Source organism: Frateuria sp. sgz306004 (assembly GCF_057750885.1).
This window is the reverse complement of the sequence record NZ_JBYLFE010000010.1, coordinates 42,284-57,776: the sequence shown is the minus strand read 5'-3', so window position 1 is coordinate 57,776 and position 15,493 is coordinate 42,284. Positions and strand designations below refer to the sequence as shown.

16 protein-coding genes are annotated in these 15,493 nt (G+C 65.1%); 11 read left to right on the top strand and 5 right to left on the bottom strand.

Features of this window, described 5'->3' with window-relative positions:
- Window positions 1-2: 2 nt before the first annotated feature.
- From AC3G2C_RS18385 to AC3G2C_RS18375, 3 genes are all read right to left on the bottom strand, one after another.
- A complete protein-coding gene (locus tag AC3G2C_RS18385; RefSeq protein ID WP_488386082.1) occupies window positions 3-1,646 on the bottom strand; it encodes an acetolactate synthase large subunit in 1,644 nt (547 codons plus the stop codon).
- Between the two features lie 77 nt (window positions 1,647-1,723).
- Window positions 1,724-3,106 (bottom strand): exodeoxyribonuclease VII large subunit, encoded by a 1,383-nt coding sequence (xseA, locus tag AC3G2C_RS18380; protein ID WP_488386081.1) that lies wholly within the window; start codon window positions 3,104-3,106, stop codon window positions 1,724-1,726.
- Window positions 3,107-3,221: 115 nt separating this feature from the next.
- Window positions 3,222-4,679, bottom strand: a complete 1,458-nt coding sequence (locus AC3G2C_RS18375) for a phospholipase D-like domain-containing protein (protein WP_488386080.1) — start codon at window positions 4,677-4,679, stop codon at window positions 3,222-3,224.
- Window positions 4,680-4,801: 122 nt separating this feature from the next.
- Between AC3G2C_RS18375 and AC3G2C_RS18370 the strand changes: the two genes are divergently transcribed.
- Together AC3G2C_RS18370 and AC3G2C_RS18365 are read left to right on the top strand one after the other, a co-directional pair.
- Window positions 4,802-6,781: an acetyl-CoA hydrolase/transferase C-terminal domain-containing protein gene (locus AC3G2C_RS18370; protein WP_488386079.1), complete on the top strand. Its 1,980-nt coding sequence runs from the start codon at window positions 4,802-4,804 to the stop codon at window positions 6,779-6,781.
- Window positions 6,778-7,134, top strand: a complete 357-nt coding sequence (locus AC3G2C_RS18365) for a GFA family protein (RefSeq protein ID WP_488386078.1) — start codon at window positions 6,778-6,780, stop codon at window positions 7,132-7,134. Before AC3G2C_RS18370 ends, AC3G2C_RS18365 begins: the two co-directional genes overlap by 4 nt.
- 14 nt (window positions 7,135-7,148) lie before the next feature.
- On the opposite strand, the gene AC3G2C_RS18360 is transcribed toward AC3G2C_RS18365, so the two are convergent.
- The gene (locus AC3G2C_RS18360; protein ID WP_488386077.1) at window positions 7,149-7,889 is read right to left on the bottom strand and encodes a helix-turn-helix domain-containing protein; all 741 of its coding nucleotides are present in this window, start codon (window positions 7,887-7,889) and stop codon (window positions 7,149-7,151) included.
- Window positions 7,890-8,065: 176 nt separating this feature from the next.
- On the opposite strand from AC3G2C_RS18360, the gene ispG reads away from it, so the two are divergent.
- The 9 genes from ispG (at window position 8,066) to AC3G2C_RS18315 (ending at window position 14,494) form a co-directional block, all read left to right on the top strand.
- Window positions 8,066-9,322, top strand: a complete 1,257-nt coding sequence (ispG, locus tag AC3G2C_RS18355) for a flavodoxin-dependent (E)-4-hydroxy-3-methylbut-2-enyl-diphosphate synthase (RefSeq protein ID WP_488386076.1) — start codon at window positions 8,066-8,068, stop codon at window positions 9,320-9,322.
- Window positions 9,323-9,332: 10 nt separating this feature from the next.
- Complete coding sequence (locus AC3G2C_RS18350) at window positions 9,333-10,010, top strand: class I SAM-dependent methyltransferase (RefSeq protein ID WP_488386075.1); 678 nt, start codon at window positions 9,333-9,335, stop codon at window positions 10,008-10,010.
- A 100-nt stretch (window positions 10,011-10,110) separates the two neighbouring features.
- Window positions 10,111-10,404, top strand: a complete 294-nt coding sequence (locus AC3G2C_RS18345) for a DUF1905 domain-containing protein (protein ID WP_488386074.1) — start codon at window positions 10,111-10,113, stop codon at window positions 10,402-10,404.
- Between the two features lie 91 nt (window positions 10,405-10,495).
- A complete protein-coding gene (locus AC3G2C_RS18340; protein WP_488386073.1) occupies window positions 10,496-11,314 on the top strand; it encodes an HD-GYP domain-containing protein in 819 nt (272 codons plus the stop codon).
- Window positions 11,315-11,389: 75 nt separating this feature from the next.
- A complete protein-coding gene (locus AC3G2C_RS18335) occupies window positions 11,390-11,791 on the top strand; it encodes a DUF350 domain-containing protein (RefSeq protein ID WP_488386072.1) in 402 nt (133 codons plus the stop codon).
- Between the two features lie 7 nt (window positions 11,792-11,798).
- Window positions 11,799-12,263 carry a hypothetical protein gene (locus AC3G2C_RS18330; protein WP_488386071.1) on the top strand — a complete coding sequence of 155 codons (465 nt, stop codon included), beginning with the start codon at window positions 11,799-11,801 and terminating at the stop codon, window positions 12,261-12,263.
- Window positions 12,263-13,369 carry a glutathionylspermidine synthase family protein gene (locus AC3G2C_RS18325; protein ID WP_488386070.1) on the top strand — a complete coding sequence of 369 codons (1,107 nt, stop codon included), beginning with the start codon at window positions 12,263-12,265 and terminating at the stop codon, window positions 13,367-13,369. The genes AC3G2C_RS18330 and AC3G2C_RS18325 overlap by 1 nt, the downstream gene beginning before the upstream one ends.
- A 58-nt stretch (window positions 13,370-13,427) precedes the next feature.
- Window positions 13,428-14,099: a MarC family NAAT transporter gene (locus tag AC3G2C_RS18320; protein WP_488386069.1), complete on the top strand. Its 672-nt coding sequence runs from the start codon at window positions 13,428-13,430 to the stop codon at window positions 14,097-14,099.
- Entirely contained in the window at window positions 14,027-14,494 is a 468-nt protein-coding gene (locus AC3G2C_RS18315) for an isochorismatase family protein (RefSeq protein WP_488386068.1), read from the top strand. Before AC3G2C_RS18320 ends, AC3G2C_RS18315 begins: the two co-directional genes overlap by 73 nt.
- 349 nt (window positions 14,495-14,843) lie before the next feature.
- Here the strand turns inward: AC3G2C_RS18315 and AC3G2C_RS18310 are convergent, their stop codons facing one another.
- Window positions 14,844-15,482 (bottom strand): hypothetical protein, encoded by a 639-nt coding sequence (locus AC3G2C_RS18310; protein WP_488386067.1) that lies wholly within the window; start codon window positions 15,480-15,482, stop codon window positions 14,844-14,846.
- Between the last annotated feature and the right edge of the window lie 11 nt (window positions 15,483-15,493).

Here is a 15,493-nt window from a genome sequence, read left to right as displayed (position 1 = left end):
GATCAGACGGCGGCGCTGAGCCGGCGGATCTCTTCGTTGAGGATGCGGTGATTGTCCGAATAGTCGATGGCCAGGTCGATCAGGTGCACGCCACCGGCGTCGAATGCGCGCTGCAAGGTGGGCAGGAATTCATCGGCGCTGGCGGGGCGATGGCCGTGGGCGCCATGCGCCTGGGCGAACTGCACGAAGTCGGGGTTGCCGAACACCATGCCGTAGTCGGCGTAGCCCATCTCGGCCTGTTTCCAGCGGATCATGCCGTAGGCATCGTCGCGCAGCAGCAGGATCACCAGGTTGAGCTTGAGCCGCACGGCGGTTTCCAGCTCCTGCGCATTCATCATGAAGCCACCGTCGCCGCAGATGGCCAGCACCTTGCGCTCCGGATACACCATGGTGGCCGCCATGGCGGAGGGCAAACCGGCACCCATGGTGGCCAGCGCGTTGTCCAGCAGGATGGTGTTGGGTTGGCGCGCGCGGTAGTAGCGTGCATACCAGATCTTGTACATGCCGTTATCGAGACAAAGCACGCCATCGTCAGGCATGAAGCCGCGGGTGTCGTGCACCACGCGCACCGGGTGCATGGGAAAGCGCGCGTCGTCCGCATGATCGCGCAACTGCTGGTGGAAGGCGTCGCGCACGCGGTCGAAGAAGCTGAAATCCCAATGCGCCTGGGCTTGCAACGCGTCGGTCAGGCGCTCGACGGTGTGGGCGATGTCGCCGACCACCTCGATCTGCGGAAAGTAGACCGCGTCCACTTCCGCGCTCAAGAAATTGATGTGGATGACCGTGCGACGCCCCTTGCGCATCAGGAATGGCGGTTTCTCCACCACGTCGTGGCCGACGTTGACGATTACGTCCGCCGCATCGATGGCGCGATGCACGAAGTCACCGTCGGAAAGGGCGGCGTTGCCCAGCCATAGCGGGTGGTCCTCGTCGATCACGCCCTTGCCCATCTGCGTGGTGAAGAACGGTATGCCCAGCTTGTCGATGAAGGCACGCAACGCCACCGTGGTGCGCTGCCGATTGGCAGCCGCGCCGATCATCAGGATGGGGTGCCTGGCGGCGCTGATCGCCTCGGCTGCCTGCACCAGCGCGGCGTCGTCCGGCGAGGGGCGGCGTGCGTATTCGGTAGGCAGCAGGATGGCGTCTTCCACGGTGTCGCGCGCGATGTCTTCCGGCAGCTCCAGGTGCACCGCGCCGGGGCGCTCTTCCTCAGCGCGACGGAACGCTTCGCGAATGCGCGCGGGGATGGTGGAGGCAGAGACTAGCTGGCGCGTGTACTTGGTGAGTGGCTGCATCATGTCCACCACATCCACCAACTGGAACAGGCCCTGCTTGTGTTCGCGGATGGGCTTTTGGCCGGTGATCATGAGCATGGGCATGGCGCCCAGCTGTGCATACGCGGCAGCGGTGACCAGGTTGGTGGCCCCAGGGCCGAGCGTGGCGAGGGCCACGCCCGCTTCACCGGTGAGGCGTCCCCAGGTGGCGGCCATGAAACCAGCCGCCTGTTCGTGTCGGGTCACGATGAAGCGAATGGACGATTCGCGCAGGGCCTCGACCAGATCCAGGTTTTCCTCGCCGGGTACGCCAAAGATACTGCGTACCCCTTCGGCTTCCAGTGCTTTGACGAACAACGCGGCTGCCTTCATGCGACGCTCCCTTGAGGCTAAGCCGCGAGCATGGAATAGCCATTGTTCAGGCCGCGTGAGCCGCGGCCCGGGTCGTCTTACTTGGTGCGTGCGTCGTGAGGCTTGACCACGAGTGGTAGCTCGCCGTCCGCCAGGCGTGCACGCAGCGGCGTGCCTTCGGTGACGTGTTGCGCCGAACGCAGTACCTTGCCTTGTTCGTCGAACAGGATGGCGTAGCCACGATCCAGTGTGTCCAGCGGGCTGATCGCATGCAGCGCGCGGCCGGTTTGCTGCAGGGTGAGGCGGTCGCGCTCCAGGCGTCGCTCCATGCTGGCGCGAAGGCGCTGCGAGAGCTCCTGCACACGACGACGCAGCAGCATCAGGCGCAGCCGCGGGTGCTGGGCGAGCAGGCGGGCCTGCAGCCGTTCCATCCGCATGCGTCGACGCTGCATGGCTTCGCGTTGCACGCCGAGCAGGCGCTGCTGCAAATGCGCCAGGCGTTCGCGGTCACGGGACAGGCGCGCCTGCGGCCGCTGGGCCTGCAAGCGGGCCAGCAGGTGATCCAGGCGCTGCATGCGCGCCTGCAGGCGGCGTTGCTCCAGTGTCACCAGGCGCTGTTGCAGTTGCTGCAGATGGCGCAGCAGTGCGTTTGCGTCCGGTACCAGCAATTCAGCGGCTGCCGAGGGCGTGGGCGCGCGCAGATCCGCCACGAAGTCGGCGATGCTGAAATCGATCTCGTGACCCACCGCCGATACCACCGGCACCGCGCTGGCGTGGATGGCGCGTGCGACCTGCTCGTCGTTGAAGGCCCATAGGTCTTCCAGCGAGCCGCCGCCGCGGGTGAGCAGCAGCACGTCGTAGCGTCCGCTGGCCGATGCTTTGCGCAGCATCTGCACGATGGCCGGCGGTGCTTCGCGACCCTGCACGGGTACGGGTAGCACCTCGACATCCGCCAGCGGCCAGCGTCGCGCCATCACGCTCAGTACGTCGCGAATGGCCGCGCCGGTGGCCGAGGTGATGACGCCGATGCGGCGCGCATAGTGGGGCAGGGGGCGCTTGTGCGCGGGGTCGAACAGGCCTTCGGCATCCAGGCGTGCCTTGAGTTGTTCGAACTCGCGTTGCAGGGCGCCTTCGCCGGCCGGCTCCATGTGCTCGGCGATCAGTTGGAACTCGCCGCGCGGCTCGTACAGGCCCACCTTGGCGCGCACCAAAACGTGCATGCCGTCCGTCGGGCGGAACTTCAGCCAGCCGCTCTTGGGGCGGAACATGGCGCAGCGCACCTGGGCGCTGGCGTCCTTGAGCGTGAAGTACAGGTGCCCCGATGCCGGGCGGGCCACGTTGGACAGCTCGCCCTCGATCCAGATCAGCGGCAGCGCGTCTTCCAGTAGGTCGCGCACCAGCCGGTTGAGCGAGCTGGGCGTAAGAACGTCACGTGGCGGCGGGCCGCCGTCACGGCTGCGGGGGTCGTCGAAAGCGTGCATGGACGCGCGAGACTAGCACGACCGGGCTCGGGTGAATGCTTGGATTACATCTGCTTGGCCGATCATGCATAGCCATCTGCTGAGGCAGGTTGGCTATCCCCATGATTTTCAATGATTACCCTTGTTCAGATGAGCCCGATTCCGCCATTTGCCGCCGAAATCGCCGACGGAGTCGCCAGGCACGGGCGGCAAAGTTGAAAGCGAGCCACACGGCGATCAAGGCCAGCGGCCAGCCGATGGCGGCCGGCCACAGGATCGCCACCACGGCGAGCAGCAGCAGCGCCGTGCTGCCGATCAACAACGGCCCGGTGGCCGTGTCGCCCAGTACGCGGCGATCGGTCAGCGCCGCGCCCACGGTGTTGGCGATGCGCAAGGCACCGGCCGCCGCACGGCCCGAACTTCCACCCACGGGGTGATGCGGTGCATGGCGGTCGGCGGTGGGGCGCACGTGCTCAGCGTGTCGCCGCCAGCGTTTGGTGGCGAGCACAATCTCGGTGGCATAGCCCAAGTCCTGCTCGTATTGGTTCGCCAATTGCTGGGCGAAGCCGGCATCTTCCACCGCCACATCGATCTCGCGATTGCTTAGCCAACTGGCGATGTTGAGGTTGGACGAGCCCACGCGTGCCCATTGACCGTCGGCCACGGCGGTCTTGGCGTGGAGCATGGAGCCGTTCCACTCGAATACGCGGATGCCCGCCTTCAACAACGGTCGGTAGCCCGAGCGCGACATGCCGGCCACCATGGGGATATCGCTGGTGCCTGGCACCAGTAGGCGTACGTCCACGCCATCGCGAGCCGCGGCGGCCAAGGCCTGCACATAGGGCGCCACGCCCACGAAGTAGGCATCGGTGAGCCATAGCGTGCGCTTGGCCATGGCGGCGATAAGCTGGTCGAGCCGGTACATGCCCGCCGTGGCGGGTTGCGTGGCGATAACGCGCAGGGCGATGTCACCTGCCGGTTGTGCTGCCGCCTCCGGCAAGAACGCGGGCAGCGGCGTGCCGATGCTTGCCCAGCTTTCTGCAAAGGCCTGCTCCAGCTCATGCACGGCCGGGCCACGCAGCGCCACGCCGGTGTCGCGCCAGGGCGCCATCTTGCGCGCGGGGTCGCCCAGCCATTTTTCGCTGATGCACACGCCCGACAAAAAGCCGCGCTCGCCGTCTACCACCAGCAGCTTGCGGTGATCGCGGCTGATCCAGCCAAACGGCTGGCCGAACTGCGGCGGATTGAACGCGCGCACTTGACCGCCGGCCTGGCGTAGTGGCGCCCAGAAGCTGGCGCGCGACTGGCCGCGGCAACCGAGCCAGTCGTAGACCACCGCCACCATCACGCCACGCTGCGCGCACTCCACCAGGGCATCGCGGAAGGTGCGGCCCACGTCATCGTCGCGGATGATGTAGTTTTCCAGCAGCACGCGATGGCGCGCGCCACGAATGGCCAATAGCCAGGCCTCGAAATGAGCAGCCGCATCGATCAGCAGCTCGGCGGCGTTGCCGCCGAGCAAGGGGGCGCCGGCGGCGCGGCTTAGCGCCTGTTCGGCGAGGAGTCGGGCTTGCGCGAGCGGCTTGGCGGTCATGGGGGGAGTGTAGGCGATGCAGCGATCTCGAACAGATACCTTCAAGCGATGTTCACTTGTTGCGTGCCACCAATACGCGTCACGTCAGTATGCCGTTGCCATGAACCTGCCACGATCGCCTTATGACACCTGAGCAGTGCTACCAAGACGTCGACGCCTGCGCGCACCACATCGCCGAACGGATCGGTGCGGACCTGCGGGTGGCTGCGCCGCTAGGGCTGGGCAAACCGCACGATCTGCTCAATGCGCTGTATCGCCTGACGACCGCCGATACCTCGCGTTCGCTGTCGCTGTACACCGCGTTGTCGCTGACGCGACCGCACCCATCGCCGGGGCTGGAGGCGCGATTCGTCGGGCCGTTCGTGGAGCGTCACTTTGGCGCGGATGCCGTGGACCCAGCCTATGCGGTGGACCAGGCGCACAATGCCTTGCCATCGAATGTGGTGGTGCACGAGTTCTACATGCAGTCGGGCGCGCTCTTGCGTTCTTCTACGGCCCAGCGCAATTACATCAGCCAGAACTACACGCATGTGGCGCGCGATCTGGCCGTGCAGGACATCAACCTGCTCGTACAACTGGTGGCGCGGAGGGAAACGCCCGATGGCGTGCGCTACAGCTTGTCGAGCAACCCCGACCTCACCCTGGACTTCATCGACCAGGTGGTGCAGTCGGGCAAGCCCAGGCCACTGTGTGTGGCGGTAGTGCACCCGGACCTGCCCTATGTGAGCGGGCATGCCGAGGTTGAGCAGAATTACTTCGATCTTGAGCTGCGTACCGAGCACGTGCCGCCTTTGTTCGCCTTGCCCAGGCAGCCGGTGGACATCGCCGAATACGCACTGGGCATGCATGCCAGCGCCTTGGTGCGCGATGGCGGTTGCCTGCAGATAGGTATTGGCGCGCTGTCGGACGCCCTGGTCTACGGCTTGCGTTGGCGCCAGCAGGACAACACCCAGTGGCGACGCGCGCTGGTGGCGTTGGACCCGCGTGGCGCTACGCATGCGCTCGCGGCGCGCATGGGTGGGCTGGCGCCGTTCAAGGTGGGTCTGTATGGCGCCAGCGAAATGGTGATGGATGGTTTCATGCACCTGCAGCGCGCGGGCATCCTCAAGCGGCGTGCCTGGGATGACCTCGCGATGGAGCGCGCGGCCGCAGGCGGCTGGTTGTCGCCGGATACGCGGGGCGGGCATTACCTGCGCGGTGCGTTCTTCCTGGGGTCGCGCGAGCTGTATGCATGGCTTGGCGAGTTGGAAGCCAACGATCCGGATGCGCTGGACATGTGCCGCGTGTCCAACGTGAACCAGCTCTACGGCGATCATCAAGCGCTCGCTGTGCTGCAACGTCGCGGCGCGCGTTTCTTCAACACCTGCATGATGGCTACCTTGCTTGGCTCGGCGGTGTCCGACGGGCTGGAGAACGGCGAGGTGGTGAGTGGTGTCGGCGGCCAGTACAACTTCGTGGCGATGGCGCACGAACTGCCCGAGGGGCGGTCGGTACTGTTGCTGCGCGCCACGCGCCAGGGGCGTAGCGGGGTGGAAACCAATATCCGCTGGAATTACGGACACAGCACGATTCCGCGCCACCTGCGCGACATGTTCGTAACCGAATACGGCGTGGCCGACCTGCGCGGCAAGACGGACAGCGAGTGCATCGAGGCAATGCTGTCCATCGCCGATGCGCGCTTTATCGATGCCTTGTGTGCAGAGGCCAAGTCACACGGCAAGCTGGCGCCAGACTTTCAGGTGCCGGAGCGATGGCGGCAGAACACACCGGAGTCTCTGCGTCAGGCCCTGTCGCCGTGGCAGGCGAAAGGCTTGCTGCCGGCATTCCCGTTCGGCAGCGACTTCACCGAAGTGGAGCAGCAGCTGTTGCCGGCGCTCAATTGGCTCAAGGCCAATAGCGCAACCTGGAAGGGGCGTGGTCGCGTGCTCCGTGCCTTGCTCGGTCCAGGGAGCGCGGTGCCAGGCGAGCATGATGCACTGGCACGAATGGCACTGGCGCAACCTGCCGGCCTGGGCGAGCGTATGCAACGCCGCCTGTTGCAGGCAGCGTTGCGCAAGGTACATACAACGGTGGGACACCAGCCCACGCAAGAGGATGCATGAAGACCTATCAAGGAAGCTGCCACTGTGGCGATATCGCCTTTTCCGTGGCGTTGGAGCCAGGGCCAGCGGCGGAGTGCAATTGTTCCATTTGCAGCCGCAAGGGGTTGCTGCTGTGGTTCGCACAGCGTGAGGCGTTGCAGCTGACGACGCCCGAGGAAAACATCGCCAGCTACACGTTCAACCGTCGCGTCATCAATCACCGCTTTTGCCCGCGATGCGGCTGCGAACCCTTTGCCATTGGCATTTCGCCCAAGACAGGCGAGCCGATGGTGGCGGTGAACGTGCGCTGCCTGGAGGGTGTCGACCTGGACTCGCTCGAACGCAAGCCTTTCGACGGGCGCCACTTGTTGTAACAACGACCTCGGGGTCAGCGCGACAGCAGCGACTGGCCCAGCTCGCGCAGGGCAGGCAGGTCGAGGATATGCAGGCCCTGGCGATCCAGCATGATCAAGCCGCGCTGGCGGAAGCGGCCCAACAGGCGGCTTACCGTTTCGGTGGTGAGTCGAAGGTGGTTGCCGATGTCCGCACGGGACATCGGCAACGGCAGGTAGTCGGCGGACAAACCCAGCATGGCGCGGCGGTCGCGCAGGTCGACCAGGAACGCGGCGAAGCGTTCTTCCGCCAGGTAGTTGCCGCCCGTGAGCTGCAGATGCGAGATGCGCTGGCTTGCTGCCTGCACCAGGTGCCAGGGCACGCCGGGCTGGTCATGGGCCACCTGGCGGAGCGCCTGGAACGGGAACCGGCAGAATTGCGTTTTGCCCAGGGCAACCACGGCGTTGTCGTGCAGCTCGCGGTCCATAGCGTCCAGCCCGATCATTTCGCCCGGCAGGTGAAAGGCCAACACTTGTTCGCGGCCGGCAATGTCGACCGACACCGTCTTGGCCATGCCCGACTGCACCGAGTAGAGCGCGCGGAAGGGCGAAAGGGGGCGGTACAGATACTCCCCCGTGCGCAGCGGTCCAACGCGCTCGGCGATGTGGCGCAAACCCGAAAGCTCCACGCGGTCGTAGCCGCTGGCCTGGCAGACGGGGGCGTGGCCGCAGCCAGCGCAGGAGGGGGAAGGGGGCATGCGCCGGGCGCTGCCGGGTTCCTGGTAGGTCTGCAACATGGCGGGGCCTCCTGATTCTTGCGGGTTCCGATGGCGTCATGATCCTCCCGCAAGGACGAAAACAGGGCCCGCTGCGCGGTTTTGCCGCATAAGCGGGTGGGCTTTCGGGGGCGTTCGGGTATGCTTTCGCGGTTGCCGCCCCGCGTTGGCGGCGTTTCGCCTTTTCGATGCAGCCCATGAGCGACCTGTCCTCCTCCCCGCGTCCCGCCCAGCCCGAGTCCCGCCGCCCCAGCGTCGGCGTGAAGATCGGCAAGATCACCGTCGGTGGCGGTGCACCCATCGTGGTGCAGTCGATGACCAACACCGACACCGAAGACCCGGGCAGCACCGCCAAGCAAATCGCCGAACTGGCCCGCGCCGGCTCCGAGCTGGTGCGCATTACGGTGAACACGCCGGCTGCCGCGGCTGCCGTGCCGCGCATCCGCGACAAGCTGGCGATGATGGGCGTGGATGTGCCGATCATCGGCGACTTCCACTACAACGGGCACCAGTTGCTGGAGGCCGAGCCCGCGTGCGCCGAGGCGCTGGCCAAGTACCGAATCAACCCCGGCAACGTGGGCTTTGGCAAGAAGAAGGACAGCCAGTTCGCCTCCATCATCGAGATGGCGCTGCGCTACGACAAACCGGTGCGTATCGGCGCCAACTGGGGTTCGCTGGACCAGAGCATGGTCGCCATGCTGATGGACGAGAACCACAAGCGCGCCGAACCCTGGGATGCCGCGCATGTGGCGCGCGAAGCGCTGATTCGCTCCGCGCTCGATTCCGCGCAGCGCGCCGAGGAAATTGGGCTGCCGCGCGATCGCATCATCCTGTCCTGCAAGGTGTCGGGTGTGCAGGAGTTGATCGCGGTGTACCGCGACATCGCCACGCGCTGCGACTACGCGCTGCACCTGGGCCTTACCGAAGCGGGCATGGGTTCCAAGGGCATCACCGCCTCTTCGGCGGCGTTGGCCGTGCTGCTGCAGGAAGGCATTGGCGACACCATTCGTATTTCGCTCACCCCGGAGCCCGGCGCGTCGCGTACCGGCGAAGTCATCGTGGCGCAGGAGCTGTTGCAGACCATGGGCCTGCGCGCGTTCACGCCGCTGGTTACCGCGTGCCCCGGTTGCGGGCGTACCACCAGCGAGTTCTTCCAGGAACTGGCGCGTACCGTGCAGCACCATGTGCGTGAGCAGATGCCGGTGTGGCGCGTGAAGTACGACGGCGTGGAAAACCTCACTCTGGCCGTGATGGGCTGCGTGGTGAATGGCCCGGGCGAATCCAAGCACGCCAATATCGGCATTTCGCTGCCGGGCAACGGCGAGGCGCCATCGGCCCCGGTATTCATCGATGGCGAGAAGGCCATGACGCTGCGTGGCGACAACATCGCCAGCGAGTTCATCGGCATCCTCGACAACTACGTCGCCACCAAATACGCCAGTCGCGGCGGTTGAGGAGCACGCCATGCCAGCGCAGTCGAGTGAACGGATGATCCTCGATGCCTGGCAGGCCAACGCACAAGCCTGGGAGCGCGCGGTGCGCGATGGCCGCATCGAGAGCCGCAAGCTGGTGACCGATCAGGCCATCGTGCAGGCGGTGCTGGTGCGCGCACCGCGTCGCGTGATCGATCTGGGTTGCGGCGAGGGCTGGCTGGCGCGCCGCCTGGCGGAGGCTGGCGTCGAGGTGCTCGGCGTGGACGCGATACCGGCCTTGGTGATGGCGGCCCAAGCGCAAGGTGGCGGCGAGTTTCGTGTCATGTCCTATGAGGCTATTGCTCAGGGTGGCCTGCAAGCTCGCGCGGAGGTCGTCGTGTGCAATTTTTCCTTACTGGGCGGTGCATCGGTGGATGCGCTGCTGGCCGCGGTACCTGGGTTGCTGGCGCCGGGTGGATGCTTGTGGGTGCAGACGCTTCATCCGCTTTCCGCCCTGGGCGATGAGCCCTATCGCGATGGTTGGCGCGAAGGTTCGTGGGCGGGGTGTGGCGAGGGCTTCGGTCAGGCGGCGCCGTGGTACTTCCGCACGCTTGGCGGCTGGGTAGCAAGCTTCGCGCAAGCGGGGCTGCGCCTCGACGAAGTGCGCGAACCCATGCATCCTCACACGGGGCGCCCCGCATCGATTCTCTTTCGGGTCGCCGTTGCCTAAAGGCACGATGCTGGGCCGCCGCGCGGCCGTGCGCAGCGCCTATCGTGCTGGACCGCAGTGCAGACGCAGGATTCCTTGCAGTATCCCAGGGGAGAAGGCATTGAGTAGGCATCGTGCAGTGGCGTTTCGCGCTTTCGTGCAGAACGGTCCAAGCCCATGGGCCGTGCCGCTGCCCTTTGATCCCGTCAACCGTTGGTCCACACCCGCCCGCCCTTTGTGGAAGGGCGGACGCGGTCATCGAGTTCACGGTAGCCTCAATGGACAACCATTCAAGGGCGTGGTGGTGGAGCGCGCTGGCGCGTTCTGGTTGCTGCTGGAGGAATCGTGGGCGGACGACCAAGGGTTGCAGCCCGGGCAGTCCGTCGAGGTGCTGATCGAGCCCGAGCATCCTTGAGCACCGTTAAGCGCGATCAGGCGCGAACGGGTATGCTCCTGCGTCGTGCCGGTGCATGGGTATGACCGGAGCGTTCACGTCAGGGGTGCCGGTGTCCATCAGGCCGCAAATCCGCATCGTTGCCATCTATGTGACGCTCGCGTGCGTGTGGATTCTGTTTTCCGATCGCCTGGTGTTCTCGCTCGCGTACGCGCCGCAAACGCTGGCCCTGCTGCATAGCCTCAAGGGCATCTTCTTCGTGTTGTGCACCGGGCTGTTGTTGTACTGGTTGATCGGTCGTGACATGCGGCGGCTGGATGATCTGAATCACATGCTGCTGGTGGGCAACGAGCAGTCCTTGCGCGCACTGGTGTCGGCCATGGATGCGCGCCACAAGGAAACCCGCGACCACTCCGAACGCGTGATGCGCATGACGGTAGCGCTGGCGCGCCATGCCGGCGTAGAAGGCGATGCCCTGCGTCACATTCGTTTCGGTGCCTTGCTGCACGACATCGGCAAGTTAGCGTTACCCGACGCCATCCTGATCAAGCCCGGCCCGTTGACGGCGGAAGAGACCACGCTGATGCGCACCCACCCGGTGTTGGGGCGTGATCTGCTGATGCGCACGGCGTTCCTGCGTGCGGCGGTCGACATTCCTTATGCCCATCACGAACGCTGGGACGGCAGCGGCTATCCGCGCGGGCTGCAGGGCGAGGGGATTCCGCTGTCGGCGCGTATCTTCAGCGTGATCGACGTGTGGGATGCGTTGAGCTTTCCGCGCGTGTACAAGCAGGCGTGGCCCGAGCCGGACGTGCTCGAATACCTAAGAGACGCCGCTGGCGGGCAACTCGATCCGCAATTGGTCGCGCTATTTCTGGAGCATTACGACGAACTCAAGGCCATTGGCCTGGAGCAACCTTTGCCGGAGTAGTGCGGTTGCGAGGGAGGGTGAGGGCTGCGATACACTGCGGCTGCGCCCGGGATGGGCTACTACAGGGGATATGCCGTGTTGTCGGATCTCTCGACGCTGCCCGCATTTGCAGCGTACTTAGCGCTGGGAGCGCTGTTCTTGGCCGTGTTCTGCACGGTGCACATATGGCTTACACCGCAGCGTGAGATCACCCTCATTCATGCAGGCAACCAGGCGGCGGCTATCAGCCTGGCCGGCGCGATGCTGGGTTTCGTGGCGCCGCTGGCAAGCGCCATCGCCCATAGCGTGAGCCTGGTCGATCTTGCCATCTGGGGCGCCGTGGCCATGCTCGTGCAGTGGCTGGCGCACCTGGCCATGCGTGTGCTCATTCGTGACCTGGCTGCGCAGATCGAAGCGGACAACCGGGCGGTAGCGGTGTTTGCGGCGGCCGTGGCGTTGTGTGTGGGCTTGATCAACGCCGCGGCGATGACCTGGTAGCGCAGCGATGAGTTACCCCACTCGGAAGGGCGGGCCTCGCCGTCCCGATGCGCAGTTTCGCGCGACGCCCCCGCGCGAGCAAAAGCGTTCGCTCGCCGTGCCACTGATGGCCCTGGGTGGCGCGGCCATTTTCGGCATGAGCTTGTTCGGACGGACGCATCCCGTACAGCGCAACCGGTATGACTCGCTGGAGGATTGCGCGCGCGACTATTCCACCGGCCAATGCGAGTTGGACAACCCCGTGGGCAGCAACAACACCAGCGGCGGGTATCACGGCGGCCTGCATTACTACGGCCCCTGGTATCGCAGCGACGGTGGCGGCGGTGCCCGCGACCCGGGCCCTGGTCGAACCATGGGCTCACTGTCGCGTAGCATGCCTGCAAGCGGTTTTGCGGGCGGTCCGCGCGGTGTGGAGTTGGGCGAGCGCGGTGGTTTCGGTTCGTCCGGTCGCGTATTCGCCCGGGGCAGTTGATGCGACGTGAAGTCTGCGAGCCTCGCGCCGATTGGCGCGAGCGGGTCGAGGCACTGGGGTTCCACTTCCATACTATCGATGGCGAACCCTACTGGCGCGAAGACGTCTGCTACGTGTTCGAACCGAGTGAGATCGACGAGATCGAGGCGGCCACCAACGAACTGCACGCCCTTTGCCTGGAAGCGGTGGACCGCATCGTGCGCGATGGTCGTTACGCGCAACTGGGCCTGGACAACCGTGCCGCCGCGCTAGTGGAGCGCAGTTGGTGGGATCGAGAGCCCGCGCTGTATGGCCGCATGGACCTGGTCTACGATAGCCGTTCGCCCCCGCGCTTGCTCGAATACAACGCCGATACGCCGACGTCGCTGTTCGAGGCCTCGGTGGTGCAGTGGTATTGGTTGCAGGACGTCGCGCCGCACGCCGACCAATTCAACGCGATCCATGAGGCTTTGGTGGCGCGTTGGGGCGTATGGCCCAAGCAGTCGCATGTTCACTTTGCGGCCTGCTACGAAAGCACGGAGGACGGTGCCAATACCGACTATCTGCTGGACACCTGCCTGCAGGCGGGTCATCGCGTGACCGCATTGGATATCGAGCAGATCGGTTGGTCCGGGCGCGAGTTCATCGACATGGACAACCAGCCGATCGATCGCTTGTTCAAGCTCTACCCTTGGGAGTGGCTATTGGCGGAGCCGTTCGCGCCGTACCTCGCCAGCGGACGCACGCGCTGGACCGAGCCTGCGTGGAAGATGCTGCTTTCCAACAAGGCCATTCTGCCGCTGTTGTGGGAGCTGTTTCCGGGGCATCCGAACCTGCTGCCGGCGAGCCGGCAGCGCCTGGCCATCGACGGCATGGCGGTGCGCAAGCCATGCTGGGGCAGGGAGGGCGCGGGCGTGATCGTGCTCGACCGCGGCGATGCCGGGCCGCGCACCGATGAATCGTGCATCTACCAGGCGTTCGCACCGTTGCCCGTGTTCGATGGCCGTCACGCGCTGGTGGGCTCGTGGGTGGTGGGGCACGACGCGGTCGGCATGGGCATGCGCGAGGATGTCGATCGCATCACCCGCAACACCAGCTGTTTCGTGCCGCACCGGTTCGAGCCATAGCCAGCAGCTTTGCGGAGCAGTTAGGCTGTGCAGGCGGCCCCATGCAGGAAACACCGTCATGCTCGTCATGTTCGACTATGTTGTCCTTGGTTTGCTTGGCTTGTTGCCCATCGCCAACCCCATCACCAGCGCCACGGTATTGCTGGCGCTGACGGGTCGCTATCCCGAGGCGGAGCGCAATCGCCAGATCAACCGGGCGACGATCTATGTGACGATCGTGCTGCTGATCTGCTTTTATGCGGGTAACGCGGTCATTAGCGGCTTCGGTATTTCCATTCCTGGCTTGCGCTTGGCGGGTGGGCTGATCGTGGCCTATATCGGTTTTGGCATGTTGTTTCCGCCGGCGCGTGTCACCGAAGGCGAGGCACAGGCGGAAATGGCCTCGCACGACGACGGCGCCAAATTGCAGGACATTGCCTTCATCCCGCTCACCATGCCCTGCACCACGGGGCCGGGCACGATCGCTTTCATCATCAGTGCTTCTTCGTCGATTCCAGGCGGCAAGCTCACGCCGCTGGTGCACCTGGGCGCGTTCTTGACCGTGTTGTTGTTCGCGGTGGTGTTCTGGTTGTGCCTACGCGGGGCCACCAAGATCATGCGCTTCCTGGGCGAGACCGGCATCGACGCGCTGTCGCGCATCATGGGTTTCCTGCTGGTGTGCATTGGCGTGCAGTTCGTGATCAACGGCGTGCACGAGCTGCTGCAGGTCTGGGGTTTCGTGACCGCCTGAGTGCCGTTGGCGTTCAGGCGCGTGCGGCACTCGAAAGGTCCTTGCCCAGCGCCTTCAGCGATACCGGGTTGGCCGAATGGCTCGTGGCGCAGCAGATCGACACGCTCACCGTGGTGGGCTACATGACCCACAACTGCAACGACACCACGATCAAGCACGCATTCGATCGAGGTCTACAGGTGGAGTTCCTGCACGACGCATCGGGCTCGGTGTCCTACGCCAACAAGGTTGGCTACGCCAGCGCGGAGGAGATCCATCGGGTGTTCTGCGTAGTGGAGCACTCGCGTTTCGCAGCCGTGTTGGCGACGCAGGAATGGGCGCAGTCATTGGCATCGGGCGAGCTGCCGGAGCGAGGCAACATCCTCGGCTCGCGACGTGCGGCGCAACGCCACTGAATCGCCGCGTGAGCCTTTCCGTTGGGCCAGGTGCGTGTACCTGGCCCAGCTGCCGGGCTGACCGGGGAGGTGGGTAAGCTCGGAGATCATGCGCAGAAACTGGGCGCGTGGGTATGCCACTGCGCCCAGTTGCAGCAGGTGCGGATAGCTCACCCTGATCGGTCAGTTGCTGGGCGTGACGGAAGCCCGGCGCGCCAGCATGAAATACAGCACACGGCAGGCGAGAATCGTGAGCACGCTCTCAGCGGGGTTTGCTGAGGTGAGCATTCCGGCACGCGGCATGCTTCCTTCGGCCCCATAGACATCACAAGGTGTCTATGGGGCCGGACGTGTGTCGCACTCGGTGATCTTAACGACCTGAAGAGCGGGTTGCTTCGATAAGCATGGCCGGGCTATCGGCGTAGAGGAGAACCCAACGGCGACTGGTTGTGAGTTCATGGCCGCCGGCCATCTTCACCATCCCAGTTGCGTCCGCTCTTATCTCTATAGCCAAATTCGGCGGGTCGAAGCCGCTAGCCAGGATCACCTGGTCGCGGCGCAATCCCAGGTCGGCCATCCACGTATGGCGTGATGCTGAAATAGCTAAAGCGCTCTCGATGGCGGCCTTAGGTATAACGCCCGTGTGTCGCATGCCACCAATGCACAGCGCGTCGCGACTGACAACATGCGGCAGTGCCCGCAGGACGCTACGGCCCGCGATGGCCCAGCCCAACGTCATCAGGCCAAAGGCGGCAATAGCGGCATGGATCAGCACTTGATTGTCGGGTTGGCTCAAAGCCACGACTACGAGCGAGAGGGGAGCGTCACAGACGAGACCAACGATAACCAGCTCTATGAGGATGCCCGATACAGGGCCATTAACAACCGGAAAGCGTTGCCCTGCAGGGTAGCCAGCGGCCACGGTGGTGCTGGGGCGATGTTTGCGCAGAATGATCGCAGCGAGCTCTCTCCATAGGCTCGGGGTACGTGGTACTGGCGCGGGCGACATCCTGGTCATCT